The sequence below is a fragment of the Eudoraea chungangensis genome (assembly GCF_029360665.1).
GTDB classification, from domain to species: domain Bacteria; phylum Bacteroidota; class Bacteroidia; order Flavobacteriales; family Flavobacteriaceae; genus Eudoraea; species Eudoraea chungangensis.
In genome coordinates, this window is sequence record NZ_JARDUB010000001.1 from 316041 (window position 1) to 342665 (window position 26625).

General features: G+C 37.9%; 18 protein-coding genes. 16 read left to right on the plus strand and 2 right to left on the minus strand.

Features of this window, described 5'->3' with window-relative positions; translation table 11 throughout:
• Nucleotides 1-114: 114 nt before the first annotated feature.
• The 16 genes from PXG98_RS01390 to PXG98_RS01465 all read left to right on the plus strand — a co-directional run bounded on the left by PXG98_RS01390 (nucleotide 115) and on the right by PXG98_RS01465 (nucleotide 24145).
• Nucleotides 115-3180, plus strand: a complete 3066-nt coding sequence (locus tag PXG98_RS01390) for a SusC/RagA family TonB-linked outer membrane protein (protein ID WP_276388606.1) — start codon at nucleotides 115-117, stop codon at nucleotides 3178-3180.
• Between the two features lie 18 nt (nucleotides 3181-3198).
• On the plus strand, nucleotides 3199-4785 hold the full coding sequence (locus tag PXG98_RS01395; RefSeq protein ID WP_276388608.1) for a RagB/SusD family nutrient uptake outer membrane protein: 1587 nt from the start codon (nucleotides 3199-3201) through the stop codon (nucleotides 4783-4785).
• Nucleotides 4786-4903: 118 nt separating this feature from the next.
• On the plus strand, nucleotides 4904-6388 hold the full coding sequence (locus tag PXG98_RS01400; protein WP_276388609.1) for a xylulokinase: 1485 nt from the start codon (nucleotides 4904-4906) through the stop codon (nucleotides 6386-6388).
• 1 nt (nucleotide 6389) lies between these two features.
• The gene (xylA, locus tag PXG98_RS01405; protein WP_276388610.1) at nucleotides 6390-7715 is read left to right on the plus strand and encodes a xylose isomerase; all 1326 of its coding nucleotides are present in this window, start codon (nucleotides 6390-6392) and stop codon (nucleotides 7713-7715) included.
• Between the two features lie 97 nt (nucleotides 7716-7812).
• Entirely contained in the window at nucleotides 7813-9465 is a 1653-nt protein-coding gene (locus tag PXG98_RS01410; RefSeq protein ID WP_276388611.1) for a sodium/sugar symporter, read from the plus strand.
• A 382-nt stretch (nucleotides 9466-9847) separates the two neighbouring features.
• Nucleotides 9848-13207 (plus strand): VCBS repeat-containing protein, encoded by a 3360-nt coding sequence (locus PXG98_RS01415; RefSeq protein ID WP_276388612.1) that lies wholly within the window; start codon nucleotides 9848-9850, stop codon nucleotides 13205-13207.
• A complete protein-coding gene (locus PXG98_RS01420; RefSeq protein WP_276388613.1) occupies nucleotides 13170-16451 on the plus strand; it encodes a VCBS repeat-containing protein in 3282 nt (1093 codons plus the stop codon). Before PXG98_RS01415 ends, PXG98_RS01420 begins: the two co-directional genes overlap by 38 nt.
• Nucleotides 16452-16456: 5 nt before the next feature.
• Nucleotides 16457-17806: a vanadium-dependent haloperoxidase gene (locus PXG98_RS01425; RefSeq protein WP_276388614.1), complete on the plus strand. Its 1350-nt coding sequence runs from the start codon at nucleotides 16457-16459 to the stop codon at nucleotides 17804-17806.
• Nucleotides 17806-18699, plus strand: coding sequence for a GyrI-like domain-containing protein (locus tag PXG98_RS01430; protein ID WP_276388615.1), 894 nt, complete (start codon nucleotides 17806-17808; stop codon nucleotides 18697-18699). Before PXG98_RS01425 ends, PXG98_RS01430 begins: the two co-directional genes overlap by 1 nt.
• A 1-nt stretch (nucleotide 18700) precedes the next feature.
• Nucleotides 18701-19549 (plus strand): NHL repeat-containing protein, encoded by an 849-nt coding sequence (locus tag PXG98_RS01435; protein ID WP_276388616.1) that lies wholly within the window; start codon nucleotides 18701-18703, stop codon nucleotides 19547-19549.
• A gap of 67 nt (nucleotides 19550-19616) precedes the next feature.
• The gene (locus PXG98_RS01440) at nucleotides 19617-20159 is read left to right on the plus strand and encodes a lipid-binding SYLF domain-containing protein (protein WP_276388617.1); all 543 of its coding nucleotides are present in this window, start codon (nucleotides 19617-19619) and stop codon (nucleotides 20157-20159) included.
• A 104-nt stretch (nucleotides 20160-20263) separates the two neighbouring features.
• Nucleotides 20264-21010, plus strand: a complete 747-nt coding sequence (locus PXG98_RS01445) for a porin family protein (RefSeq protein WP_276388618.1) — start codon at nucleotides 20264-20266, stop codon at nucleotides 21008-21010.
• Nucleotides 21011-21014: 4 nt separating this feature from the next.
• Entirely contained in the window at nucleotides 21015-22064 is a 1050-nt protein-coding gene (locus tag PXG98_RS01450) for a hypothetical protein (protein ID WP_276388619.1), read from the plus strand.
• A gap of 142 nt (nucleotides 22065-22206) precedes the next feature.
• Complete coding sequence (locus tag PXG98_RS01455; protein WP_276388620.1) at nucleotides 22207-22620, plus strand: hypothetical protein; 414 nt, start codon at nucleotides 22207-22209, stop codon at nucleotides 22618-22620.
• Nucleotides 22621-22630: 10 nt separating this feature from the next.
• The gene (locus tag PXG98_RS01460; RefSeq protein WP_276388621.1) at nucleotides 22631-23182 is read left to right on the plus strand and encodes a DUF4136 domain-containing protein; all 552 of its coding nucleotides are present in this window, start codon (nucleotides 22631-22633) and stop codon (nucleotides 23180-23182) included.
• 36 nt (nucleotides 23183-23218) lie between these two features.
• Entirely contained in the window at nucleotides 23219-24145 is a 927-nt protein-coding gene (locus PXG98_RS01465; RefSeq protein WP_276388622.1) for a transporter, read from the plus strand.
• A 4-nt stretch (nucleotides 24146-24149) separates the two neighbouring features.
• Here the strand turns inward: PXG98_RS01465 and PXG98_RS01470 are convergent, their stop codons facing one another.
• Complete coding sequence (locus PXG98_RS01470; protein WP_276388623.1) at nucleotides 24150-24791, minus strand: hypothetical protein; 642 nt, start codon at nucleotides 24789-24791, stop codon at nucleotides 24150-24152.
• 54 nt (nucleotides 24792-24845) lie between these two features.
• The gene (locus PXG98_RS01475; protein ID WP_276388624.1) at nucleotides 24846-26552 is read right to left on the minus strand and encodes an amidohydrolase; all 1707 of its coding nucleotides are present in this window, start codon (nucleotides 26550-26552) and stop codon (nucleotides 24846-24848) included.
• Between the last annotated feature and the right edge of the window lie 73 nt (nucleotides 26553-26625).

Genomic DNA, 26625 nt, shown 5'->3' on the forward strand with positions numbered 1-26625 from the left:
TAACACGAAACCGTTTTCGTGAAGGCGCATTATATCTTTATAAAGATTTTAACAATTATTTTACATAGGTTTACTCTTTATAGTAAAAAAAACTAAACTTAAATTTAACTTTATATGAAGAAGACGCTACTAAAAGGCTTTTTATTAGTTGGAGCAATTTTATGCTTTGGACTAGTTGAAGCTCAAGAAGTATCTGGTACTGTTTCTGATGCTAGCGGCCCCTTGCCAGGAGCTAGTGTTGTAGTTAAGGGAACTACTAATGGTACACAAACCGATTTTGATGGTAATTTTACCTTGAACAACGTAGATGATGCCGCTACTATTGTTTTTAGCTACATTGGCTACAAATCGCAGGAAGTTGCCGTAAGTGGCCAATCCTCAATTAATGTAGTTCTAGAGGAAGATGCTGAAGCCTTGGATGAAGTAGTAATCATAGGTTATGGTACTACTACAGTAAAGGATGCAACTGGTGCCGTGGCATCTGTTTCTTCGGAAGATTTTCAACAAGGTATTATTTCCTCACCTGAACAGTTAATCCAAGGTAAGACCGCTGGTGTACAAGTTACACAGGCAAGTGGTGAACCTGGTGCAGGAATTACACTAAGAATTAGAGGTACTGGTTCTGTTAGAGGAAACAACAGTCCCTTATTCGTTATTGATGGTGTACCTGTTTCAAATGAAGATGTTTCTGCTGAAGGAGCAGATTTAGGTACTGGTACCAGTGGCGCTAAAAACCCATTAAACTTTTTAAACCCGAATGATATTGAAAGCATGAGTGTTCTAAAAGATGCGTCTGCTACTGCAATTTATGGGTCAAGAGGTGCTAACGGGGTTGTTGTAATAACAACTAAATCAGGAAAAGCCGGGGGAACTCAAGGTCAATGGGGGTTCTCTACTAACCTAAGTATCTCTTCCCCTGCGAAGACTTATGACCTCTTAACTACGGAAGAATTTATAGAAAGAGGTGGTAATAATTTAGGCGGTGCCACAGACTGGCAAGATTTTATTTTCAGGACTGCCGTTTCTACGGATAACAATTTGTCTTACTCTCAAAACTATGGAAAAGGAAATGTAAGGGCTACTGTGGGGTATTCGAAACAATTTGGTATTATCGAGAATACAGATTTTGAAAGAATGACTGGTAGAATTAACGCCAACCATAGATTTTTTGACAATAGGTTAAAAGTAAACCTTCAAGGAACTATCTCAAGGACAAATGACCAGGCTCCTTTTATAAGTAGAACCTCAGGAAGTACTGGAGATTTGTTGGCAGCTGCTTATTATTCTAATCCTACCCTTGCTGCAAATGCAAATATTGGTGCCGACCCTGATAGAAATCCCGCAAACTTGTTAGCCTATTATGATGACAATACAGGAACAACAAGGTTTCTAGGAAACTTAGCACTAGATTATGCCATTACAGAAGAACTTTCGGCCAAGGCAAATTTTGGGTATGATACTTCAAGCTCAACAAGAGGTCAGGTAGCCGGTCCTCAAATTCTGGGTATCGACAACGGAGCACAGGATAATGGTAGAGCCGCAGTAAGTAACTTAGATGCACAAAGTAAGTTATTAGAACTAACTATAAACTACAAAAAGAACTTTGACAATTCTACACTAGATGCCTTAGTAGGTTATTCTTTTCAGGATTTTAGAAGAAAAGGTCAAAATATATTAGCCCAAGGTATTCCTGCCACTGACCTTAATGGAATTCAGCGGATTACGGAAGAAACTTACAATGAAACACGAAATCTTGCGTCTAACTATCAAGGTTATGGAATCGGTACTTTTCAAAACGACCCAGCTGCTGGGCCTCAATTTATATCCTTAGGATTGAATCCAAGTGTTAACCAAACGGTAGGCGCCTTACCAAGTGTTCGTACCACTGCTCTGTCTGTAGACACCTTTGATTTTACTGATGAATTACAATCGTTTTTCGGAAGAGTAAATTACAGCCTATATGATAAGTATTTATTTACTGCTACTGTTAGAGCTGATGGGTCTTCAAAATTTGGTGGTAACAATAAATATGGTGTCTTTCCTTCTGCAGCATTCGCATGGAAGTTAAATCAGGAAGATTTTATCAACGAAGACGTTTTTTCTACCTTTAAGCTAAGAGTGAGTTGGGGTATTACTGGTAATCAAGATGGTTTAGGTTATGGCCAATATGTGAATAGAACAAGATGGAGTGATTTAGAAATTGCAGCTAATTCGCAGTTATCAGCTCCGGCTACTGAAGAAGTGGCATTTGCTAACCCAGACCTTAAATGGGAAGAAACCGCACAATATGGTTTTGGTATTGACTTAGGTTTCAATTATGACCGTTTTACTGCCAGTGTGGATCTATATAGAAAAGAAACTACTGATATCCTCCTAAACTTACCAGCTGTACAACCGGCAACTGTTCCTTTCGTTTTTCAAAACGTGGATGGTAAGATTATAAATCAAGGGATAGAATTAGGTCTAAACTGGGATGCCATAGTTACTGAGGATTGGAACTGGAATATTAATGCTAACATCTCTTATAACAACAATGAGCTTACGAATTATGATGGTCCGGACATACAAGCAGGTAACCTTTACGGTCAAGGGCTTTCAGGAAGTACATCACAAGTTTTAACAAATGGAAGACCTTTATACACTTACAATTTACGTCAGGTGGATGAGAACTTCCAAGTGGATACAAATCCTTCCATTCTTGAAGAATCGGGATTACCTAAGGTTGTCTCAGGATTAAACACAAGTGTAAGTTATAAGAACTGGGATGCATCTTTATACTTTGCCGGTCAATATGGCTTTTATGTATATAACAACACTGCAAATGCCTTGTTTGCTTCCCCTCAAATTGGAAGTAGAAATAATTTAAAGAGTGTTATGGACGCCAACGTTGTTTTATCGGCTACCAACCCTAGTACATACTTTTTAGAAAAAGGAGATTTTGTAAGACTTCAAACAGCATCAGTAGGCTATAATGTACCATTATCTGGAGATGGTGCTTTAGATAGTATGCGCTTAAGTCTTGCCGGACAAAACTTGTTTTTAATAACAGGGTATAGTGGTTTAGATCCAGAAGTTAGTACTACTGATATCCCCTTAAATGGATTACCGTCTGCTTCAATAGATTATCTATCCTACCCAAGACCGATAACGGTTACCCTTGGAGTAAATGTTACATTTTAAAAAATAAAAAATAGTATTATGAAAAAAATTATAAGTTATTTATGTTTAACCCTGCTCTTAGTCTTTACATTTTCATGTACAGATTTGGAGATAGAACCGACAGATTCTTTAATAACTGAGGGTTTTGCAGGTGTTGCCAATGTTGAAAGTGAGGTTGAAAATCTTTCCAATATTATAGCCAGAGGTAACCTGGCGAGTCAAGACGGTCTCTTTGCTTTAAACGAAGTCTCAACGGATGAATACGTGGTAGCCACCAGAGGAACTGATTGGGGTGACAATGGTAGATGGCTGGCCATTCACAGGCATTCTTGGGATGCAGATTTACAGGATATACGTTTTTGTTGGCAAGAACTAAATAGTGTTACAATAAACGCTACACGTGTAATTAATCCTCAAAGTACCAATACTGAGGGAGATTTAGTAACGGAAAAGGCACAGGCTAGATTTTACAGGGCTTGGGCGATGACTTGGATACTCGATATGTGGAGACAAGTTCCATACAGAAATGTAGATGCACCAAACAGTGAAATTCCTTCTGTACTTACCGGACAAGTTGCAATAGACAGTATTGTGGCCGATTTAAATATTGCCATCAGAGATCTTCCAACTGTGACCTCCAGTAACGGTATTGATTTAAAGTCGTCCCCTACAAAGGCTGCCGCAAATCATTTGTTGGCTAAGTTACATTTAAACAAGCACGTTTATTTAGGCACAAGTCCTGATAATGCCGATATGCAAGTGGTTATTAACGCAGTTAATGCCATAGAAGCTGATGGCTACCAACTTGCAGCATCAGGAGACTTTTTTGATATTTTTAGACCAAGTAACGATGTTGAAACAATTTGGTGGTCCCCAGCAGATGCTGGTCCTAGAATTTGGCCTACATTACACTATAACCTAAATACTCCGAGTAATACTGGAGGTGGCTGGAATGGGTTTACTACACTTTCCGAATTCTACCAGTTATTCGAGGGTAACCCAGATACCAATTACCAGGGCGATGGTCAGGAGGAGCGTAGAGGTTTTGTTCCTGATCCTTCCACTGTAGATGAAATTAATCTGGGGATTGGTTATGGATTCTTAATCGGACAACAATATGACGAAAATGGTGCTCCATTAACTGCAAGATCTAATGTTGGTGCTGTTCCTTTAGTATTTACCAAAGAAGTAACCAAGGCTGAATATTCGTCTCCGGCAGATGATGCCGTATTGGAAACAGATGGTACCAGAATGTTCAAATATCATCCCAACGAAGATGGTGGTGACAGAAGATTGCACATTGTGAATTATAGATATGGTGACGCTTATTTAATGAAAGCAGAAGCTATGTTCAGAATGGGTACCGATGTAACCGCTATGATCAATACTTTAAGAACAGTCAGAGGTGCATCTAGTTTAGCCTCTGTAACTGAAGCTGATTTACTAGCCGAAAGAGGTAGAGAAATGTATGCAGAGGTTACAAGAAGACAAGATTTAATTAGGTTTGGCCAATACCTGAGAGCCTGGAACCTTAAAGAAGCTAGCGACGCCAATAGGGAGATTTTCCCTATACCAATAGCAGATGTTCTTGCAAATCCTAACCTTGTACAGAATCCTGGATATTAATAAATAAAGTTTAAGTTGATAAAAGAACCCTGATTGTAATGATCAGGGTTTTTTTTATGGTTCCTTGCCACATAGAACCAAAAGCAATATCTTACCACGTACAAACAAAACTAAAAGCATGTATAATTTGGGTTATGATCTTGGCAGCTCTTCTATCAAAGTTGCACTTGTATCTTGTACCACGGGTGAGCGTATTGCCGTTGTAAGTGAGCCTAAAAAAGAAATGGAAATGCTGGCCTTAGAAAATAACTGGGCAGAACAGAATCCCGAAGACTGGTGGTATCATATATGTAATGCTACAAAAAGAATACTAAAAGAAACAAAAACTAATGCCTCAGAAATAAAGGGCATAGGGATTTCTTATCAAATGCATGGTCTTGTTATTGTAGACAATGAAGGGAAACCTTTAAGAGATTCCATTATTTGGTGTGATGGCAGAGCCGTTTCTATCGGAAATGAGGCTTTTGAAAAGCTGGGAGAACAAAAATGTTCTGAACACCTCTTAAATTCACCAGCTAATTTCACGGCCTCAAAGCTGAGATGGGTTAAAGAAAACGAACCAGAACTATATTCCAAAATATACAAGGCAATGCTTCCCGGTGAATTTATTGCCTATAAACTAAGTGGTAAATGCGTTACAACCATTTCTGGTTTATCTGAGGGTATTTACTGGGATTTTAAAGAAGGAGAAATTGCACAATGGTTATTAGACTATTACCAAATAGACAAGTCTCTACTAGCGGAAATTCTACCCACTTTTTCAATTCAGGGAACTGTTACAAAAGGAGCAGCGGAAGCAACTGGCCTGTCCGAGGGAACTCCCATTGTCTATAGGGCGGGTGACCAACCCAACAATGCCCTTTCGCTCAATGTATTTAATCCTGGAGAAATTGCGGCTACTGGTGGCACCTCTGGTGTTATCTATGCAGTTACCAATAACCTATCCGTTAAAGAAAGTTCAAGAGTTAATAACTTTGCACATGTAAACTTTTCTGAAAACCAAACCTCAATAGGCAAGCTTTTATGTGTTAATGGCTCCGGAATAATGTACCGTTGGTTACTGAATAATCTTCAGGTAAATTCTTATGAAGAGATGAACGATTTGGCAGAAAGTATTCCTATAGGATCTGGCGGAGTTACTATACTACCCTTTGGAAACGGTCCGGAACGTATGCTAGAGAATAAAAATATTGGCGCTGTAATGGGAAATATTAATCTCAATAAGCACTCAAAAGGACATTTGTGCAGAGCAGCTTTAGAGGGTATAGCCTTTTCTTTCGTATACGGCATGGAAATTCTAAAATCCGATGGGGTTCGTCCTTCCGTGATAAGAGCAGGAAACGATAATTTATTTAGATCCTCTATTTTTTCTAATACTATTGCTACCTTAATCGACTTTGAAATTGAAATTTATAATACCACAGGAGCTATTGGCGCTGCCAGAGCTTGTGAATTGGTAAATGGTGATTTTGATAGTTTTGGAAAGCAAATTATAAATAATGACTATGTCATGACCTATAGTCCATCTGCTGATAAAGAGGCCTATAGAAAAGCTTATCGAATTTGGAAAAATGAACTTGAAACAACTTTAAACAACAAATAAAATGGCATTAATTGGTAATAGAGAATACTATAAAGGTATAGGCGAAATCCGTTATGAAGGTAAAGAATCTGACAACCCTTTAGCTTTTAAATACTATAATCCCGATCAGCTAGTTGCAGGTAAAACTATGCGAGAACATTTAAAGTTTGCCGTAGCCTATTGGCATACATTCTGTGGTGTTGGAGCTGATCCCTTTGGGCCAGGCACACAAGATTTTCCTTGGGACAGACATTCTGACCCAATTGATGCGGCAAAGGCAAAGGCCGACGCAGCTTTTGAATTTATTACCAAAATGGGTTTTGATTACTACTGTTTTCACGACTATGACTTGGTGAGAGAGGCAGAGAGCTTCTCCGAATCAGAGAGCAGACTTCATACCATAGTAGACTATTTAAAAGACAAGATGAAGGCCTCAAAAGTAAAATTACTCTGGGGTACAGCAAACTGCTTTTCTAACGCTAGGTATATGAACGGTGCCGCTACCAACCCTGATTTTAATGTATTAGCCAGAGCTGGAGGCCAAGTAAAACTAGCCTTAGATGCCACTATTGCTCTAAATGGGGAGAACTACGTCTTTTGGGGAGGAAGAGAGGGCTACATGTCACTCTTAAATACCAACATAAAAAGAGAGCTTGATCATATGGGCCGTTTTCTTGCCACGGCACGAGACTATGCGAGAAAAAAAGGATTCAAAGGTACTTTCTTTATCGAACCAAAACCAATGGAACCAATGAAACATCAATACGATTTTGATGCCGCAACCGTTGTTGGGTTCTTAAATCAATATGGCTTACAAGACGATTTTAAACTAAATCTGGAAGTGAATCATGCCACCCTGGCAAATCATACCATGCAGCACGAAATGGAGGTTGCTGCTGCCAACGGAATGTTGGGAAGTATTGATGCCAATCGGGGAGATTATCAAAACGGTTGGGATACAGATCAATTTCCTAATAATATCACGGAAGTAACAGAAGCAATGATAACTTTTTTACAAGCCGGAGGTCTCCAAGGAGGTGGGATTAATTTTGATGCAAAAATAAGAAGAAATTCTACCGATTTAGCCGATGTTTTCTATGCCCATATTGGAGGTGCTGACACTTTTGCCCGGGGCCTTTTAATTGCCGACAAAATTCTGACTTCTTCCCCATACACTAGTCTAAGAGAGAAACGTTACGCTTCTTTTGATACTGGTAAAGGATTAGAATTTGAAGAAGGGAAATTAGATTTAAATGACTTATATGATATTGCCAAGATAAATGGCGAAATACCATTACAAAGTGGCAAGCAGGAATTATTTGAAAATATAATAAATCAATACATATAAGAACTTAACATCTAATTAAAGCAAGGCTATTATAAGTCTTAAAAAGATTTTATTTACCTTGTTCAAAACCATTACTAAATAACCAACTAGACTAACTATGACTTCTTCATTCGAATTTTGGGATTATTTTATTTTTATTGCCTACGCCATCTTAATTTTAGGAGTGGGTTTATATGTCTCTAGAGACAAAAAAGGACATCAAAAAAATGCCGAAGACTACTTTCTTGCGAGCAAATCATTGCCATGGTGGGCAATAGGCGCATCGCTAATAGCTGCCAATATTTCTGCGGAACAGTTCATAGGGATGTCTGGTTCTGGTTTTGCCGTTGGTTTGGCAATTGCCTCTTATGAATGGATGGCGGCCATTACCCTAATTATCGTAGGAAAATATTTCCTTCCCATTTTCATCGAGAAAGGACTTTATACGATTCCAGAATTTGTAGAAAAAAGATATTCTACCAATTTGAAAACTATTTTGGCTGTTTTTTGGATTGCACTTTATGTGTTTGTCAATCTTGCCTCCGTACTCTACCTAGGCTCTCTAGCATTGGAAACAATAATGGGAATTCCTATGATCTATGGCGTTATTGGGTTGTCTCTTTTTGCCGCAGCCTATTCTCTTTACGGTGGATTATCCGCAGTTGCATGGACAGATGTAATTCAGGTAATTTTCTTAGTTCTTGGCGGACTGGTAACTACTTACCTAGCGCTTAACACCGTTTCAGGCGGGGAAGGGGTCATGTCTGGAATGCAAATTGTCTTCGACGCCGTACCAGAAAAGTTTGCCATGATTTTAGATGAATCTAATCCGGAATATAAAAACCTCCCCGGAATTGGAGTCCTTGTAGGAGGGCTTTGGGTCGCAAATCTTTATTACTGGGGTTTTAATCAATACATAATTCAAAGAACCTTGGCCGCTAAATCGCTCAGAGAATCCCAAAAAGGTATTCTTATGGCAGCCGTTCTTAAATTGATAATTCCGGTTATTGTTGTTGTTCCAGGAATTGCGGCCTACGTAATGATTAATGACCCTTCCATACTTGGAAGCCTTGGAGAAATGGGAACAAACAATCCTCCGTCAATAGGACAGGCAGATAAGGCTTATCCATGGCTATTACAATTTTTACCTACCGGTCTAAAAGGAGTAGCATTCGCCGCCTTAGCTGCAGCCATTGTTTCCTCCTTAGCCTCCATGTTAAATTCTACCTCTACTATTTTTACTATGGATATATACAGACAGTATATTAACAAAAATGCCTCGGATAAGGCTACTGTAAATGTTGGAAGACTTTCTGCGGCTGTTGCCCTAGTCATAGCAGGTATTATGGCTCCTTTATTAGGCGGTATAGACCAGGCCTTTCAATTTATTCAGGAATACACAGGTTTGGTTAGCCCCGGAATATTAGCTGTATTTATGCTGGGATTATTCTGGAAGAAGACGACGAATAAAGCAGCAATTATTGGTGCCCTTGTATCCATTCCAATTGCTCTATATTTCAAGGTAGCTCCTAATGGATGGTCTACCAATGCCTTCTTTGTAGATGTTCCCTTTCTAGATCAAATGGGGTACACAACACTACTAACCATGGGTGTTATTGCCATTGTTAGCTTATCACAGAACAAAGGTGAAGATGATCCTAAAGGGATTCCGATTACTAAAGGGCTTTTTAAAACTAGTCCGCTATTCAATATTGGAGCCTTTGCCGTGATGATTATCATAGCCATGCTTTATGCTCTTTTCTGGAATTAATTTTCTCTAATTTTAAAAAATATTGAATACGTCTAGAGTAGCCCTTACTACAAAGATTTTCTGATTCATCGAATTTCATTTTACTTGATTCCAAAACGGATTCTTTATGAATCATAATTTCAAAGAAAGACGAATCTACAGATATGTTAATTGTTAAGTTCTGTGGCGAATTTGCACTGAATTGGATAGGATGGATGCACAACATCGTGTATTTTTGCATGGAGACAAAAACGGTGGATTTTTCGCTAAGAAATTTCAATAATATCTGTCACGGGAACTACCAGAAATAATAAATCTATAAACATAATAGAAAACTGAAACAGCAAGAGTATTAATAGATACTCTCCTATTTTTCTGTCAAAATATTAAAGATTAAATTATTATGTCACAATCTGCAATAAAAAAAATACTTTATCCTACTCTTATTCTTTTGTTTTTTTGGTCTTGTACTCTGGACAAGAAAAATGAGGAACTGGCTGAGGCAACAGAAAAAACCTTATTTACATTACTAACGTCTAACTCAACCAATATCAACTTTATTAATAAGGTTGAAAATCAGAAGAACTTTAACATCTTTAAATACAGGAACTTCTACAACGGTGGAGGGGTAGCCATTGGTGATATAAATAATGATGGCATGGCAGACATTTATTTGACTGGGAATATGGTAGAAAATAGGCTGTACCTTAACAAAGGCAACATGGTCTTTGAAGACATCTCTAAAACAGCAGGCGTTTTAGGCTCCAAACCCTGGTCTACTGGAGTTGTAATGGTAGATATTAATAATGATGGGTTTTTAGATATCTACGTCAGCAATGCCGGCAATATGGAAGGCAATAACCATGACAACGATCTCTATATAAACAATGGTGATCTAACGTTTTCCGAGAAAGCAGCGGAATACAATTTAGCGAAAACAGGTTTTTCTACTCATGCTTCTTTTTTTGATTACGATAAAGACGGAGATCTAGATGCATATATTCTAAATAATAGTAATATCCCTGTAAGTAGCTTAGGTTACGAGGAACAGCGAGATGTTAGAGCTCAGGACTGGGAAAACGTACCAGATATATTTCGAGGCGTGGGTGATATGCTATTGAGAAACGACAACGGTAAGTACGTGGACGTTAGTGAAGAAGCAGGCATTTATGGTAGTTTAATTGGTTTTGGTTTGGGGGTAATGGTAACGGATATTAATAAAGACTTGTACCCAGATATATACGTTTCTAACGATTTTTATGAAAGAGATTATTTATACATTAATAACAAAAATGGCACCTTTACCGAAGACATAAAGAATTGGACATCCCATTTGTCCTTGTCGGCCATGGGAATTGATATGGCCGATATTAATAATGATGGGAACTCCGAAATCTTTATTACAGATATGCTACCCGAGCTAGACGAAAGGGTAAAGTCTGTCATGGAATTCGAAGGCTATAACGTTTTTAAATTAAAACAGAGTAAAGATTTTTACCAGCAGTACATTCAAAACACCCTACAGCTGAATAATGGAAATGAGTCCTTTTCTGAGATTGCATATTTTAGCGGAGTTGACGCAACAGACTGGAGCTGGGCAGGTTTGCTTTTTGATATGGACAATGATGGTCTCCGAGATATTTATATTACAAATGGCGTAAACCATGACCTTACCGACCTTGATTTTGTAGATTTCTTTGCCAATGAGATTATTCAGAAAATGGCCCTAACCGGAAAGAAAGAGTCTATAGATTCTATTATCAATAAAATGCCTGTAAGACCTCAACCTAACTATGCGTATAAAAATAACGGAGATTTGACTTTTGAAAACGCCAATAAGTCTTGGGGCTTCGAGATTCCAAGTCTTTCTAATGGTGCGGCCTATGGAGACTTAGATAACGATGGCGACTTAGATGTTGTAGTTAACAACGTAAATATGGAATCCTTTGTATATGAGAATAATACCAACTCCTACAACGACTACAATTATTTAAAATTGAAATTTGAAGGAGAAGGGAAAAATAAATTTGCCGTTGGCACCTCAATAAGCCTTTACTATCCAAACAATGAAGTGCTTCAGGAGTTAATCCCTTCAAGAGGGTTCCAATCTTCAATGGACTATATAATGACCATTGGCTTGGGTAATACCTCTGTCATAGATTCTCTTCGTGTTATTTGGCCAGACTCTCGTACACAGCTTTTTAAGAATGTGGATGCTAATCAGTTGTTAACTTTAAAACAAACCAATGCGAGTGAAATTTATGTCCCACCTTCCAAAATTACGGTTGTGCCCTGGATAAAAGAGCTGCCAAACAACCAGCTTATTAGTCATTTAGAAAATACCTATAACGACTTTGATTACGAAGGACTTATTTATAGACAACTGTCCCAGGAAGGACCTGCTATGGCAATAGGCGACATAGACGGAGATGGTAATGAAGATGTATTTATTGGAGGAGCTAAGAATCAGCCAGGAATTATCTATAAACATAAAGGAAAAGGCAAAATTGCACCCAGTATTCAAAAGGCCTTAGAAAATGATGCTTCCTATGAAGACACTGCTGCTGCATTTTTTGACGCAGATAACGACGGAGATCTTGATTTAATGGTGGGTTCCGGTGGTAACGAAGTAGGAAGTGAAAATACCTATAGGGCCAGATTATATATTAATAACGGATTAGGAAAATTCACCGCTTCCGAAGACAAAATCCCCTCAGTATTTACCAACATAGCAGTCATTGCACCCTCAGACTTCGACAACGACGGTGACGTCGATGTATTTGTTGGTTCTAGAAGTATTGTTGGCACTTATGGCGTAGATCCGGAGCACTTATTTCTAATTAATAATGGAGATGGAACTTTTGAAAACGGTACAGAGAGGTATGCTTACGACCTTCGAAATACAGGAATGATTACTAGTGCCCAATGGGCGGATATTAATGGAGATGGAAAAAGTGATTTAATCACTACCACCGACTGGGGAAGCCCCAAAATATTTAATAATTCAGGAAGGAGGCTAATCGCCCATAAATCTTCCCTGGATAGTTTATCAGGTTGGTGGAACGTTGTTGAAACGGCAGATCTGGACAATGATGGAGATTTAGATTTAGTGTTGGGGAATCAGGGTGGAAATCTTCACTACAAACCGGAAATGGAAAGTCCAATGAAAATGTGGATTAATGATTTTGACAATAATGGCACTATTGAACAAATAGTTACGCTGCAGCGTGATGGAAAGGACTATCCACATCATCAAAAGAAGGATCTGACAAATCAGATGGTAGCCTTAAAAAAGCAGAATTTAAAAGCCTCTGAATATTCTAAAAAGACCATAGAAGAGCTTTTTCCACAAGAAGTAATTAAAAATTCTATTGTAAAACAGGCCCGAATCTCAGAGTCTATTATTGCCATAAACGATGGACTGGGTAATTTTACCTATAAGCTACTTCCTCCTAGAAGTCAACTTTCTTGTATTTGTGGAATAAGTTGTAAAGATATTAATATGGATGGGCATTTAGACCTTATCTTAGGAGGGAATAATTTTGAATTTAAACCACAATATTCCAGATTGGATGCTGCATATGGCACCGTTTTGTTTGGGAATGGTGCTATGGATTTTGAATGGAAAGACTACAATACTTCAGGTTTTTTTATTAGAGAAGAAATAAAACATATTGGCTTGTTTCAAGACAAAACCGGACAACAGTTTCTAATTACCGCAATTAATGAAAAAGAACCGAAGATATTCGAGTTTGGTGGATAAGGGTATTTTAGTGCTCTTGTGTGCCTTCTTTGTATTTGGATGTACTTCCAATGAAGGAGATCTATTCACTAACCCCTCTTCTGAAAAAACAGGTATTGCCTTTGAGAATACCTTATCAGAAACCGATGAGCTGAACATTTTAGATTATTTATACTACTATAATGGAGGAGGTGTATCCATAGGTGACATTAATAATGATAGCTTAGTAGACATCTATTTCTCCGGAAATACGGTTAAAAATAAACTTTATCTTAACAAAGGAGGTTTACAATTTGAAGACATAACAGAAATAGCCGGGGTAGAGGGAAATAGTAGTTGGAATACCGGAGCTGTAATGGGAGATGTTAATGGCGATGGTTTATTAGACATTTACGTATGTGCCGTAGTGGGAATAAATGGATTCCACGGCTATAATGAACTGTTTATTAATAACGGAGATAATACGTTTACGGAGCGTGCTTCTGAGTTTGGACTCGACTTTGATTCTTATAGTTCCTCGGCTGCCTTTTTGGACTATGACCTAGATGGCGATTTAGATATTTATTTACTAAATCATGCCGTACATACCCAGGAATCTTTTGACAAGGCCGACTTGCGCCTTAAAAGAAATTACGAAACTGGGGATAAACTTTTGAGAAATGATGGAGACACTTTTGTGGATGTCAGTGAAGAGGCTGGCATTTATGGTGGCATCAATGGATATGGTTTAGGAATTTCTATTTCCGATTTTAATCAAGACGGAGCTCCTGATATTTATATAGGAAACGATTTTCATGAAGATGACTACTATTATTTAAATAATGGAGATGGAACCTTTAGAGAAGAAGCCAAGAAATATTTTGGGCACACCACAAGGTTTTCCATGGGGAATGATGTTGCCGATCTTAACCATGACGGGTATCCGGATATACTTTCACTAGATATGCTACCTGAAGACGAGGTAGTACTAAAATCTTCAGAAGGAGATGACAATGTTCAGTTACAAAAAATGAAAACCGAAATCTTTGGCTATCATTATCAGTTTACCAGAAACATGCTGCAACTTAATAGGCCTGGCAGTAGTTATGCCGAGATAGCTCTTTACAGTGGTATTTCAGCAACAGACTGGAGTTGGAGTGGTCTCTTTGGAGATTTTAATCAGGATGGAGAACAAGATTTATTTATAGCCAATGGAATTCCTAAAAGGCCTAACGACTTGGATTTTATCAATTTTGTATCGAACGATCAAATAAAGAAAAAGATAAATAATACCAAATTAGTAGATCAAGAGGCCCTAGATAAAATGCCCTCTGGAAAGACACATAACTACATTTTTAAAGGAAGTGAAAGCCTCCAGTTTCAAGATATGTCTGGGGCGTGGATTTCTACTGACACTCTAATTTCAGGTGCTTCGGCGATAGGAGACTTGGACAATGATGGAGACTTAGATTTAGTTACCAATAATTTAAACAGTCCTGCACGGATTTATGTGAACCAAACCAACCAACAAAGCAATTATCTCAAAATAACTTTTAACTACAAAGCCCCAAACAACCACGGAATTGGGACCAAAGTGTTTTCCTATCACCAAGGGAAGCTCCAATATAAAGAACTATATACGGCAAGAGGTTTTCAGGCTTCTTCCGAACCACTTATCCATTTTGGCTATGGGGAGCATAAAATGGTGGATTCTTTAAGAGTAATTTGGCCAAATGGAAGTTATCAAGTGCTAAAAGAAATCTCTACCAATCAGGAAATAGTTATTTCCCCACAGAACTCCCGGCCCTTTAACTATCTCGGCATCACTCCATCATCAGATAGAATATTCAAAGAAGTTAAGGATAACCTTGGCATAGACTACGTACATAAAGAAGATAATTATATAGATTTTAACAGGCAGAAACTAATGCCTTACAAACTTTCTGATCGAGGTCCGGCGGTTGCCATTGGAGATATTAATGGAGACAAGAAAGAAGATATCTTTTTTGGAAGTTCTAAGTATACTCCTTCGAAAATATATGTTCAACAAGACAGTAGTTTTGTAACACAAAAAATAGGCCCAATTGCCCAGGATTCAATAAATGAAGATCTAACAGCCGTCATAGCCGATTTATCGGGAAATGGAGAAGCAGATCTTTTCGTCGGTACTGGAGGGGCCGATTTTTATAATAAAATGAAACCTCTTTTAGACAGTTACTACCTTCAAAAAAAAGGTGTATTTGTAAAAGCTAATCTTCCAGACTATTTCGAAAATGCCTCAGTTGTGAAGGTCGCAGACTACGATCAGGACGGTGATCTTGATCTTTTTGTTGGGAATCAGGGAACTTCAAATGATTTCGGCAATATTCCCAGCTCGTACTTATTAAAGAATAACAATGGCCATTTCGAATTAGATGTGCAAGAAGAAGTGCGCAATGCGGGTATGATATCGGACGCCATATGGGATGATTTTGACCTGGACGGACATATCGATCTTATCTTAGTAGGAGAATGGATGTCTCCCAAGTTTTTTAAAAATGATGGCGGTAATTTTAAGCAAATCATGCCCTTAAAAGAAGAGCTTAATGGACTTTGGCAGGCAATTATTGCTTTTGATATTGATGAAGACGGAGATCAGGACTATTTGTTAGGGAATTGGGGACAGAATTCCAAGTTTCGGGCTAGTTCCAAGTGGCCATTAAAAATGTATTATGCAGACTTTGATGAAAACGGAAATACAGAAACTGTTTTGGCGCTTCCAAAAAATGAAAAATACTATCCGCTTGAAAGTCTAGATGGTATAGCCAGTCAGTTGGTTCAAATTCGTAAGAAGTATAATAATTATAACTCTTTTGCAGGAAAGACTATTGAGGAAATCTGGGATAGTCAGTCTTTAAAGAGGGCAAAGCTTTTTGAGATAACCGAACTGCGGTCAGGGTATTTGGAGAACATCAATGGTAAATTTAAATTTCATCCTTTTCAAAAAGAACTTCAATACGCCCCTGTAACTACCTTTTTATCTTTCGACTTTGATAACGACGGAAGTTTAGAAGTATTGGCAGCTGGAAATTATTTTGGAGTAAAACCCTACCATGGCAGATTTGGTTCTTTTTCAGGAGCTATGATAGAAAATAAAAATAATGTAATTTTGGGGCATGATATGGGACTTGATCTTTCTCAAAAATCAGCTCGCCATCTCAATATTATTACCGTAAACAACCAGCCGTATTTACTAGTCACCTTCAACGATGAGAAGGCGCGTGTGTATGAATTAATTAATAAATAATACAAATGAAGAAGATTTATGGGCTTTTAAGTGGGTTAATTATCCTAAGTTCTTGCCAGAAAACCGTTGAGCCAATAGTTGTGCAACAAGAAGAATTGCATATGGCTATTGACAAAGTTACTGAGATTATGATCCACGATATTTTCTCTCCTCCTGTGGCTAGTAGGATCTTTGCTTATCCAAATGTTGCTGCATATGAAATTATTGCTCTTGAAGATGAGCAATATCTTTCCTTAGCAGGACAGGCACATGAACTAACTACTATTCCTAAACCTCCGGCAGACAAAAAAATTAATTTTCAGTTAGCTGCCTTAGTTGCACATATGGACGTGAGTAAAAGGTTAATTTTTTCGGAGGAAAAACTAGAATCTTTCCGAGATAGCCTGTATACCAAATGGGAAGGTCAAAATCCTCAGGAATTTGAAGCTGCAAGAGATTACGGTCTTGTTGTCGCAAATCACATTTCAGAATGGATGAACAAAGATAATTACAAGCAAACCAGGACTATGCCTAAGTTTACTGTAGACACCGACGAGCCTTCCCGATGGCAACCCACTCCCCCGGCATATATGGATGGAATCGAGCCGCACTGGAATAAAATTAGGCCTTTTGTAATTGATTCAGCAAACCAATTTATCCCTGTGCCTCCTCCTCCTTTTTCAATGGACGAAGATTCCGAATTCTATAAAGAACTAAAGGAGGTTTATGATATTAGCGTAGAAATAACTGCCAAAGGTGATTCCTCAGAAGAAATTGCCATCGCTCAGTTTTGGGACTGCAACCCTTATGTTTCAGTTACTCGTGGGCATTTAATGTTCGCAACCAAAAAAATCACCCCAGGAGCCCACTGGATAGGGATTGTAAAAATCGCAACCAAAAAAACAAACTCGGATTTTAATAAAACTGTTTATGCCTATACAAAAACCTCTATGGCCATTGCAGATGCTTTTATTAGTTGTTGGGATGAAAAGTATAGAAGTAATTTGATTAGACCGGAAACACTTATCAATGCACACATAGACGATAGTTGGAAACCTGTTTTACAAACTCCGCCATTCCCTGAGTACACCAGCGGGCATAGCGTAGTATCCGGTGCAGCCGCAACAGCTTTAACAGAGATTTTCGGGGATAATTTTGCATTCGACGATGATACAGAAATTCCTTATGGCCTTCCGATTAGAAGTTTTAATTCTTTTAATGAAGCCGCAGATGAAGCTGCTATAAGCAGAATGTACGGAGGTATCCACTACAGAAAGGCAGTTTCCGTAGGCGTAAAACAAGGAAGGGATTTGGGCCGTTTTATGTTAGATAATTTACAAATGACTACAAAAAAAGAACTTGCTAGTAACAAATAATGCAAAATAAAATTGGAGGCTTCCTCGCTGTAGCCGTAATAGGATTTTTAAGTTGGTACTTGTTTATAAAACCTCATGATTATGCTGTTTCATTTAAAACAAAGGCCCTACCTGGAATTGTTAAACAAAGTCTCCTACTTTGGACTACCCAACAAGACAGTATACAAATCCTAGAAGAAAAGGAAGATTACATTGTAGAAAATGTTTTTAGCGGAGGTGATTCTATCCACCAATATCGCTGGGAAATAAAACCCATTAATGACTCGCTTACCAATGTAACAGCCTATGTTAGCGACATTAAACATAGCTTTATAAATAAAATTACGATTCCCTTTCAGAAAACCGTATTTGAAGAAACAACTACCAATACAGTTATTGATTTTAGAGATAATTTAAAAAATCACTTATCACAATGGAAAGTTCGTATCGAGGGCGCATCTGAACTCGAAGGAACTTATTGCGCCTATACAACTGTCAATACTATCCAAATAGGTAAAGCAAAAGGGATGATGATTAACTTTCCTTTATTAAACTCCATCCTGGCACAAAATAATATTGCCTTAAATGGTAGCCCTTTTATTGAAGTTACTTCATGGAACAAATTAACAGGAGCTCTTAGCTTCGATTTTTGTTATCCAATTTTAAAGACAGACAATTTGCCCTCCCATCCAGATTTGAAGTACAAAGAATTTAAGCCTAGAAAAGCTATTAAAGCAACCTACAATGGAAATTATAGCACCTCAGACAGAGCCTGGTATGCGCTGTTGAATTATGCCAAAAAAGAAAAGATCGAGGTGGTAGAATTGCCTGTGGAAATTTTTTTTAACCAACCAGTATCTGGAGGGTATGAGTTAAATTGGAAGGCAGAAATTTATATGCCATTAAAAAATTAGTTTGAATAAATTTATCTCCTTATTAATTATCTGCTCCTGTGTTTGTTGTACCAATTATGGGCAACTGACTAAGATTGCCAAACTTCCCAAAATTCTAAAAGAAAATTCCGGGATGGCCATAGGAAAAGATAGTACTCTCTGGATGATAAACGACAGTGGTAATGAGGACGTACTTTATCAGATAGACTTAAGCGGGAAACTGATAAAGGAACTTAAAGTTAAAAATGCTAAAAATAAGGATTGGGAAGATCTAGCCAGAGATACATCGGGAAACTTATACATAAGTGACTTAGGAAATAATGCTAACAAGAGAACGGACTTAGTAATTTATAAAACCCCGAATCCAGACAAGGAGAAAGGAAGTAAAATTACCGCTGAAAAAATAGAGCTTCGCTATCCGGATCAAAAAAAATTTCCACCTAAAAAGAAAAATTTAAAATTTGATTCTGAGGCCATATTTCATTTTGGAAACCAGGTCTACATCTTAAATAAAAATAGATCTAGCCCTTTTTCAGGAGATGTAACAATTTATTCCGTTCCTGACGTACCAGGTAAATATATCGCCAAACTTATAACTACTATCGATACCTGTGAGGCAAGCGACTCTTGCAGAATTACAGCTGCAGACATTTCCGAGGATGGAAAAACACTGGTTCTGCTGAGCTATGGAAAGGTATTGGTTTATACAGGCTTTGTATTACCAAACTTTACTTTTGAGGAGCTTAAAACGATAGATCTAAAGTCGAATACCCAACTAGAGAGTATCCTCTTTATAAACGAGAAAACACTGCTGCTTTCTGACGAACAAACGGGTAAAAAAGGGAGAAATCTATATAGTCTCAAGTTATAGGAAGACTTTTAAGAATTGTTAAAAAATATATGTATCTTATCCTTGAATTTTTTAATTTTTAACTATTATGAGAACTACGCTAAAGAAAAAACTACTAATCCCCTTTTTTTTATTCCTAATGGCCCTAACGGCTTCGTATGGACAGGCAGGTTGGAATCCTGATCTGGAAAAAGACTGTAATGAGGCAATTGCTGAAATGAAAAAAGTTTCGCCTAAATTGAGTTCCTTCTTTGCCAAAGCCTATGGTTATGCGATATATCCAAAAATTACTAAAGCAGGCTTGGGTATCGGAGGTGCTGGTGGAAAAGGAATAGTTTACCAAGGTGGTAAGGCCACAGGTGAATCTAAACTGGGCCAAGCATCTTTTGGTCTTCAGGCGGGAGGGCAACAATTTAGTGAGCTTATTTTCTTTGAAGACAAAGGTGCTTACGACAGATTTACAGGAGGTAAATTTAAATTTGGCGCACAAGCATCTGCTGTGGCAATTACTGAAGGAGGAGCCGCCGTGGCACCTTATCAAGATGGTGTTGCCATTTTTACTCATGTCAAAGGAGGTTTAATGTATGAAGCATCGATTGGTGGACAAAAGTTTACTTTCGACCCTAAGTAAAATAAGAATTTCTCTAAGCTGAAAATGCCAAGTAAAGATTCCCTTTTTTGGCATTTTCAATTTATTATAAGTGTACTAATCCAAAGCAATAGAAGTCGCTACTTATGAGACATAAAATCCTACTATTTACTCTTCTGCTATGTTTAGCATCATGGAAAAGTCACTCTCAAGTTTTAATTGCGGCAGTATTCGGGGATAAACTAAATTCTCCTGATCTTGAATTTGGCCTAGAAGGAGGTTACAATTTTTCTAATATTTCTGAATTAAATAACGGCAAGAGTCTTTCTGAATTGAACCTTGGTTTTTATTTCGACATACGAATGAAAAATCAATGGTACTTATATACCGGAGTTTTGGTCAAAGGTAGATTAGGGGCTGGGGAACTTAGCCCTGCCGATCTTGAACTACTGGGAATTGAGACGCAGGAAGGGGAAGGGGACTACAGTCAGAAAATTAGTTATTTTATGGTTCCTGCACTTATCAAATACCGATTTAAAAACAGGATTTATCTTGAAGTTGGCCCACAATTTGGTCTTATGCACAAGGCCTTTGTAGAATATGAGACTGATGAAAATAATATTGAAGTTAGGACAAGGCAGGATAATAAAGATGCAATTAATAGATTTGGGGCTGGCGCTACATTCGGAGGTGGATATCGCCTTTCAAACAGAGCCGCAGGAATTACTTTGGGATTAAAATATTATTACGGTTTCACCAATGTTTACAAAGACATAAGTGGACCAAAAAACAGCTCTTTATTTCTTAAGTGTAACATCCCAATTGGTGTAAAAAAGAGTCAGGAATTAAGAGCAAAGAAAGCCCTAGAGAAAGAAAATAAAGAAAAAGAATAACGAAATGGCAATTTTTAGATCAAGCTTAATTATCATCCTTCTTTTTGCGATAAATAGCGTTTCCGCCCAGTATGCGACTACAAGAGTACGCACCCAACATCAGAAGTATACAGATAGTTTAAAACAGGTTAAATACGATAATATCTTACCTATTTGGGGCCAAAAAGCCTATAAAAATGGTTTTGACATCCCTTACCCTACAGGTGCCATGATCAATTTTATTTGGGTTAGGCAACAAATTGTTATTGATAATATTTCTCTGGGACTCCTAACTGATGATGTAGATATTCCTCTTACTGAGGTTGATTTTCTGGAATTTGGAGAAAACTACTCGGACGCAAATACTGTTTTGTTTAGACCAGATATTTGGGTTTTCCCATTTTTAAACTTATATGGGCTATTTGGTCTAGGCTCTTCCAGAACAGAAGTAAACTTAACCGTTCCTGTTGATCTTAATTCTGTGGTTGATCAGAGACTTACCACCTACGGTTTTGGAGCCACCGCTGCTGGAGGGATAGGTCCCATTTGGGTTGCAGTGGACGGAAACATTAGCTGGAGTAAACCAGAACTCCTGGATACTCCGGTAAAAGTTACCACTTTTGGGGTAAGGGTGGGTCATAACTTTGTTCATGATGACAAACCCTATCGTAATTTTGGTGTCTGGTTAGGAGCTATGAAAGTTACCCTAGCCTCGGAAACCGTGGGTGCAATTCAATTAAAGGACGTACTACCACAAGACGTCTTTGACAGGGCTCAGGAGATTGAGGCTAACTATTTTGAATGGTACAACTCCTTAAATCCAAATAACCCAATTGACGCTAAAAAAATCGAGGTTGCAGATGAGGTGCTTACACCAATATTTGAAAGAATTGGTGCAGCCGATGGATCTGCCACCGTGCGATATAGCCTAGAAAAAAAGGTTAAGGAGCCATGGAACGGTGTCATTGGTGCGCAATACCAAGTCAATAAAAATTGGATGTTCAGGGCAGAAGGTGGGGTAATTGGAGATAGAAAATCCTTATTACTTTCTGTAAATTGGCGCTTTTTACTTTAACAGCTTCTTTGTATTCTATCATCATCAAATAAGCGACCATTACTGCAATTATTTGAGGGGCATTTGAATTCAGTCTTTTAAAAGGTGCTATCTTTAAGGCAAAGTATTTAATTACTTTAGCAATGTTCTAATATTTCTGATTATGAAATCTATACCATACGTATTCTTAGCCATCATCCTTAGTATATTCTACCCTCTAGGTTTAAAGGCGCAGGCCGTTGCTCCGGAAGACAAAGTAGAAATATTTTCTTCCAAAGAAAAAGACAATCTGCAAATATGGTTTCATGAGGAAGTAAAAAAAATGAAGCTTTCCGAAGAAGAGATGAACCAATATACTAGCGTCATCACCTATTACATCGCAAAAATTGCCAGGTTAGATGATAAAGACAAGGGATATTCAAAAGATCGATTAAAGCAGGAGCTGAATACACTCCTAGGCAAACAGGACGACGAACTCAAAGAATTATTAAACCCCGAACAATACGCTGTTCATAAGGATATTTATGCGGAATTTCTTAGATCCGCCTATAAAAGATGGGGGATTTCCAATCCGTAAAAATATAGCCATGAAAAATTTTATGAGAATAGTATTTGTTTTGTTATTATCCATGGGAATAGGACATTCCCAAGTATTAATTGGCTCCAATAAATCGCCTACGGCCGACTTTAAGAGTTATAAGACTTTTAAAGTTTTTGGCTTAGATATTAATAATGTTCCAGAGTTTGAGCCCAAAAAGGAAAGTTTAAACTTCCTTGTAGAAGAGATAAATAAACAAATGATTGCAAGAGGGTATGAAAAAGTATCCGACAATCCCGATCTTATTTTAAATATCGGAATAGTTATTACTCAGGAGGAAAAAACTGCAGAAACCTCCTTTAGAGACTCTCCGCGATATATGGGGCAGCGAACTTATCATTGGCAATCTGAAAAATATTTAGTACAAGTCTACAAAGCAGGCACCGTTACCTTAGATGTGGTAGATAATGCCCTAAATGAAATGATTTGGCAGTCCAGAACCAAAAGCATGATTAAAGAAGGGCCTCAACAGAGCTACGACAATATTACTAAAACCGTAAAAAAGCTTTTAAAAAAGTATCCCGTTAAAATCAAAAAATAGCCCAATTTAGAATAAGGGTTATCACGATTTATACCCATGAAACAACTAAGTCTATATAAGAATTCATTATTCCTCTTTTTAGGATTTTTTTGTGTAACCCAGACCTTTTCACAAGACGTAGAACCAAGGAGATGGGCCTCTATGCCCTTAGGTTTAAATGCAATTGGAGTGGGTTATGCCTACACCTCAGGAGATGTATTTTTTGATCCATTACTAGGTGCGGAAGACGTAACATACAAAGGAAATAGTTTTGTTGCCTCATACGTCAGACCCTTTAAACTATGGAACAAGCTAGCTAGAGTAGATGTTTTGGTCCCCTTTTCATCCTCAAAGTGGCAAGGGCTGTTAAGTGGAGAGCCCACCTCGGTTCAAAGAACTGGTTTTGCCGATCCAAGAATTCGCTTTTCTCTTAATTTATCTGGTCCTCCTCCTGTTGGACCTAAAGAACTTCAGGAGTATAGACTTAATAATCCAGTTTTTACAACCTTTGGCGTATCTATGGCCATTACCTTTCCTTTTGGGGAATACTTTAACGATAAACTCATTAATCTTGGAGCAAATAGATTTATAATTAGACCACAGGCCGGATTAGTACATTATTGGGGAGCATGGTCTTTTGAATTAACCGGATCTGTTTTATTCTTTACAAATAACAACGACTTTTTTAATAATCAGGTTCAGAAAAAAGATCCAATGTTTGCCTTTCAGACCCATCTAATTAGACAATTTGGAAAAAAATACTGGGCCTCTGTAAGTGCAGGATATAACCAAGGTGCATCTTCTGTAGTTAACCAACAATTCAATGATGATCAACGTGCGAACTTTGTAACAGCTCTTTCAATAGGTAGAAGTTTCGCAGGAAACCAAGGAATAAAGCTAGCCTATATCTTTTCAGACACACAACGGGATGTTGGTTCTACCACAAACACCCTTCTGCTAACCTGGTCTATCTTATTCAAGTAGACGCTTAACCCCCGAGTGTAAATACTAGACCCCCGGAAACTGCTCCCATAACCGTAGTACCTCCCGAGTAAAATGCACCTCCGTAACCGTAATAATATCCTCCCCAAGAAACAGGAAACATTAAATCTGCTTGCAATTTAATACCGACCACATCACTTACATTAAATATAACCCCCCCTTTAATTAGAAAAGAAAACTCAGTAGAGGAATTCAAAGATCTATCGACAATATCGAAATTTTCATTTTTAGGAGTAAAGATCGTGACTCCCGCACTTAATCCTAAAAATGGCGTAATATCTCCGCCAGTATCAAAATAGCGATTAGTCCCGAGATGAATCCAATCCATGGCTAAGTCTGATAAACGTTCTTCTGAAGGACTAATAAAAAAGTCCCTAACCAATAAATCAGAGTTCATTTTCATATAAGTTAGCTCTAGCATAGTCTCACTCGCTAATTCAAATCCAACAATGCCTCTAAAAAATCCTCCATCAGTAGCTTTGACGTAGTTAGAGGAACCATAATTTAACTTCGTGCCCATTTGGTATCCATAATCCAGGGAAATATCAACACGCTGGGCTTCTGCCTTATATACTAATGCAAAAAGAAAAATTAATCCTAAAGCCTTAAACTTTTTAATAGAACTCATATGTAAATGTTTTTTTGGCAAGATAGAACAATATGAACAATTAAAGGCAAATCCCTATCTCCTATATATAGTTTTACCCTCCTTTATCGTCTGTAGAACTATAATATTTTTAATATTATCAATTGGAACTTTTAAAGGGTTCTCATCAAGTAGAACCATATCCGCTAATTTGCCTACCTCCAACGTTCCTTTTCTATCTTCCTCAAAATGCTGGTATGCCGACCAATCTGTAATGGCCTTCAGAGCCTTGTATGGTTTAAGCCTCTCCGTATTACCAATAATATCCCCTGAGCGAGAAGTTCTGTTGGAAGCAGTCCAAACAACACGCATTAAATTCGGGAGAGCCACTGGAGCGTCTGTGTGAATTGTAATTCTTAAGCCCTTTTTTAAGGCCGTTCTTGTTGGACTAATTTTATTTCCCAAACTATCCCCAATAATCTCCTTATGCCAGTCTCCCCAGTAAAAAGTATGAAGTGGAAATAGGGATGCGATAATATCAAGCTTTTTTAGGGAATCTAACTGATCTTCTCGTACATACTGCCCATGAATTAAAACATTTCTACGATCATTATTTCCATATTTATTCACACTTGGCTTTATTGTTCTTATCATTTGATCTATCGCCGCATCCCCGTTAGCATGTGTTAGTATCTGCCAATTGTTTTTTAAGGCTTTATCATAAATGTCCATTACATCCTCGTCCTTAGGAATTGCAGGATATCCGCTATAATCCTCGGATGCTCCATCGGGAGGAATAAGATATGGTTGTGTGCGCCAAGCTGTTCGTCCCTGAGGAGAACCGTCTAAAGTAAGTTTAGCCCCTCCGATTCTATAGTGGTTTATATAATCTTTACTATACCATTTTGTGGATAAATACTCCTCCATCAGGGTATAATCTACATAACTAATAACATCTAGTTTTAAATTACCATTTTCAGCTTCTTTCACCAATGCCAAATGATTTTGCATTGCACGCCCTTCCTGAGCAGTGGTATAGCCATAAGATAGTGCCATCTCTTGTCCTGCTTCCATAAAACGTCTCATCCCCTCTTCCGTGTTAGGGCTAATAACGCTTATCATATGAGGAATTGCGGCCAATTCCTCTAAAACACCATTAGGCTCATTAGATCCGGGTATTCTTCGAATAATACCGCCTTCAGGATCCGGGGTATTTTCGGTAATATTTAGTATTTGCAAGCCTTTAGAATTTACGGATGCGAAATGCCCTGAGATGTGAATAATAAAAACAGGAACTTCTGTAGAAACCTTGTCTAAATCTTCTTTGGTAGGAAACCTTTTTTCTTCTAATACAGAATCATCGAAACCCATACCAAAGACCCAGCCTGTTAGACTTAAGTTCTCTGGAGTATTCCACGATTTTAATATTTCTATTAATGTAGAAATATTTGCTGCTCCGGCATCTGGCGGTGGTAAAATTTGTGCCCCGATAGCCTGAGCGGAAAAAGCAGCGTAATGGGCGTGCCCGTCAATAAATCCCGGCAATAGTGTACCTCCTTTCAAATCAATTTCTTCATACTTGTTCCCATATAAATTTACCGCTTCATCTAAGGATCCCAGAAACGCGATTTTACCATCTTCCACTACGAGTGTTTCTTCATAGGTCGGCACATCTCCTTCCATAGTAAGTATATCGCCTCCATAATACAATTGTCTATCAAATTTGTCTTTGTCCTCTTTATTCTTGCAAGAGTAAAAAGAAGAAACTAACAACAAGGAAAAAAAAGTGAATAGTATTTTCATAGATTATAAGAATAAGAAAGTGAGAACGGCGAAAATTTTAGGTGCTAAGTACTTTAAATTGTGCACAACTCAA

What these genes read in the sequence shown, in the direction of transcription:
- PXG98_RS01390 (WP_276388606.1), top strand. Translation starts at nt 115, where the DNA reads ATGAAGAAGACGCTACTAAAAGGCTTTTTATTAGTTGGAGCAATTTTA.
- PXG98_RS01395 (WP_276388608.1), top strand. Translation starts at nt 3,199, where the DNA reads ATGAAAAAAATTATAAGTTATTTATGTTTAACCCTGCTCTTAGTCTTT.
- PXG98_RS01400 (WP_276388609.1), top strand. Translation starts at nt 4,904, where the DNA reads ATGTATAATTTGGGTTATGATCTTGGCAGCTCTTCTATCAAAGTTGCA.
- xylA (WP_276388610.1), top strand. Translation starts at nt 6,390, where the DNA reads ATGGCATTAATTGGTAATAGAGAATACTATAAAGGTATAGGCGAAATC.
- PXG98_RS01410 (WP_276388611.1), top strand. Translation starts at nt 7,813, where the DNA reads ATGACTTCTTCATTCGAATTTTGGGATTATTTTATTTTTATTGCCTAC.
- PXG98_RS01415 (WP_276388612.1), top strand. Translation starts at nt 9,848, where the DNA reads ATGTCACAATCTGCAATAAAAAAAATACTTTATCCTACTCTTATTCTT.
- PXG98_RS01420 (WP_276388613.1), top strand. Translation starts at nt 13,170, where the DNA reads ATGAAAAAGAACCGAAGATATTCGAGTTTGGTGGATAAGGGTATTTTA.
- PXG98_RS01425 (WP_276388614.1), top strand. Translation starts at nt 16,457, where the DNA reads ATGAAGAAGATTTATGGGCTTTTAAGTGGGTTAATTATCCTAAGTTCT.
- PXG98_RS01430 (WP_276388615.1), top strand. Translation starts at nt 17,806, where the DNA reads ATGCAAAATAAAATTGGAGGCTTCCTCGCTGTAGCCGTAATAGGATTT.
- PXG98_RS01440 (WP_276388617.1), top strand. Translation starts at nt 19,617, where the DNA reads ATGAGAACTACGCTAAAGAAAAAACTACTAATCCCCTTTTTTTTATTC.
- PXG98_RS01445 (WP_276388618.1), top strand. Translation starts at nt 20,264, where the DNA reads ATGAGACATAAAATCCTACTATTTACTCTTCTGCTATGTTTAGCATCA.
- PXG98_RS01450 (WP_276388619.1), top strand. Translation starts at nt 21,015, where the DNA reads ATGGCAATTTTTAGATCAAGCTTAATTATCATCCTTCTTTTTGCGATA.
- PXG98_RS01455 (WP_276388620.1), top strand. Translation starts at nt 22,207, where the DNA reads ATGAAATCTATACCATACGTATTCTTAGCCATCATCCTTAGTATATTC.
- PXG98_RS01460 (WP_276388621.1), top strand. Translation starts at nt 22,631, where the DNA reads ATGAAAAATTTTATGAGAATAGTATTTGTTTTGTTATTATCCATGGGA.
- PXG98_RS01465 (WP_276388622.1), top strand. Translation starts at nt 23,219, where the DNA reads ATGAAACAACTAAGTCTATATAAGAATTCATTATTCCTCTTTTTAGGA.
- PXG98_RS01470 (WP_276388623.1), bottom strand. Translation starts at nt 24,791, where the DNA reads ATGAGTTCTATTAAAAAGTTTAAGGCTTTAGGATTAATTTTTCTTTTT.
- PXG98_RS01475 (WP_276388624.1), bottom strand. Translation starts at nt 26,552, where the DNA reads ATGAAAATACTATTCACTTTTTTTTCCTTGTTGTTAGTTTCTTCTTTT.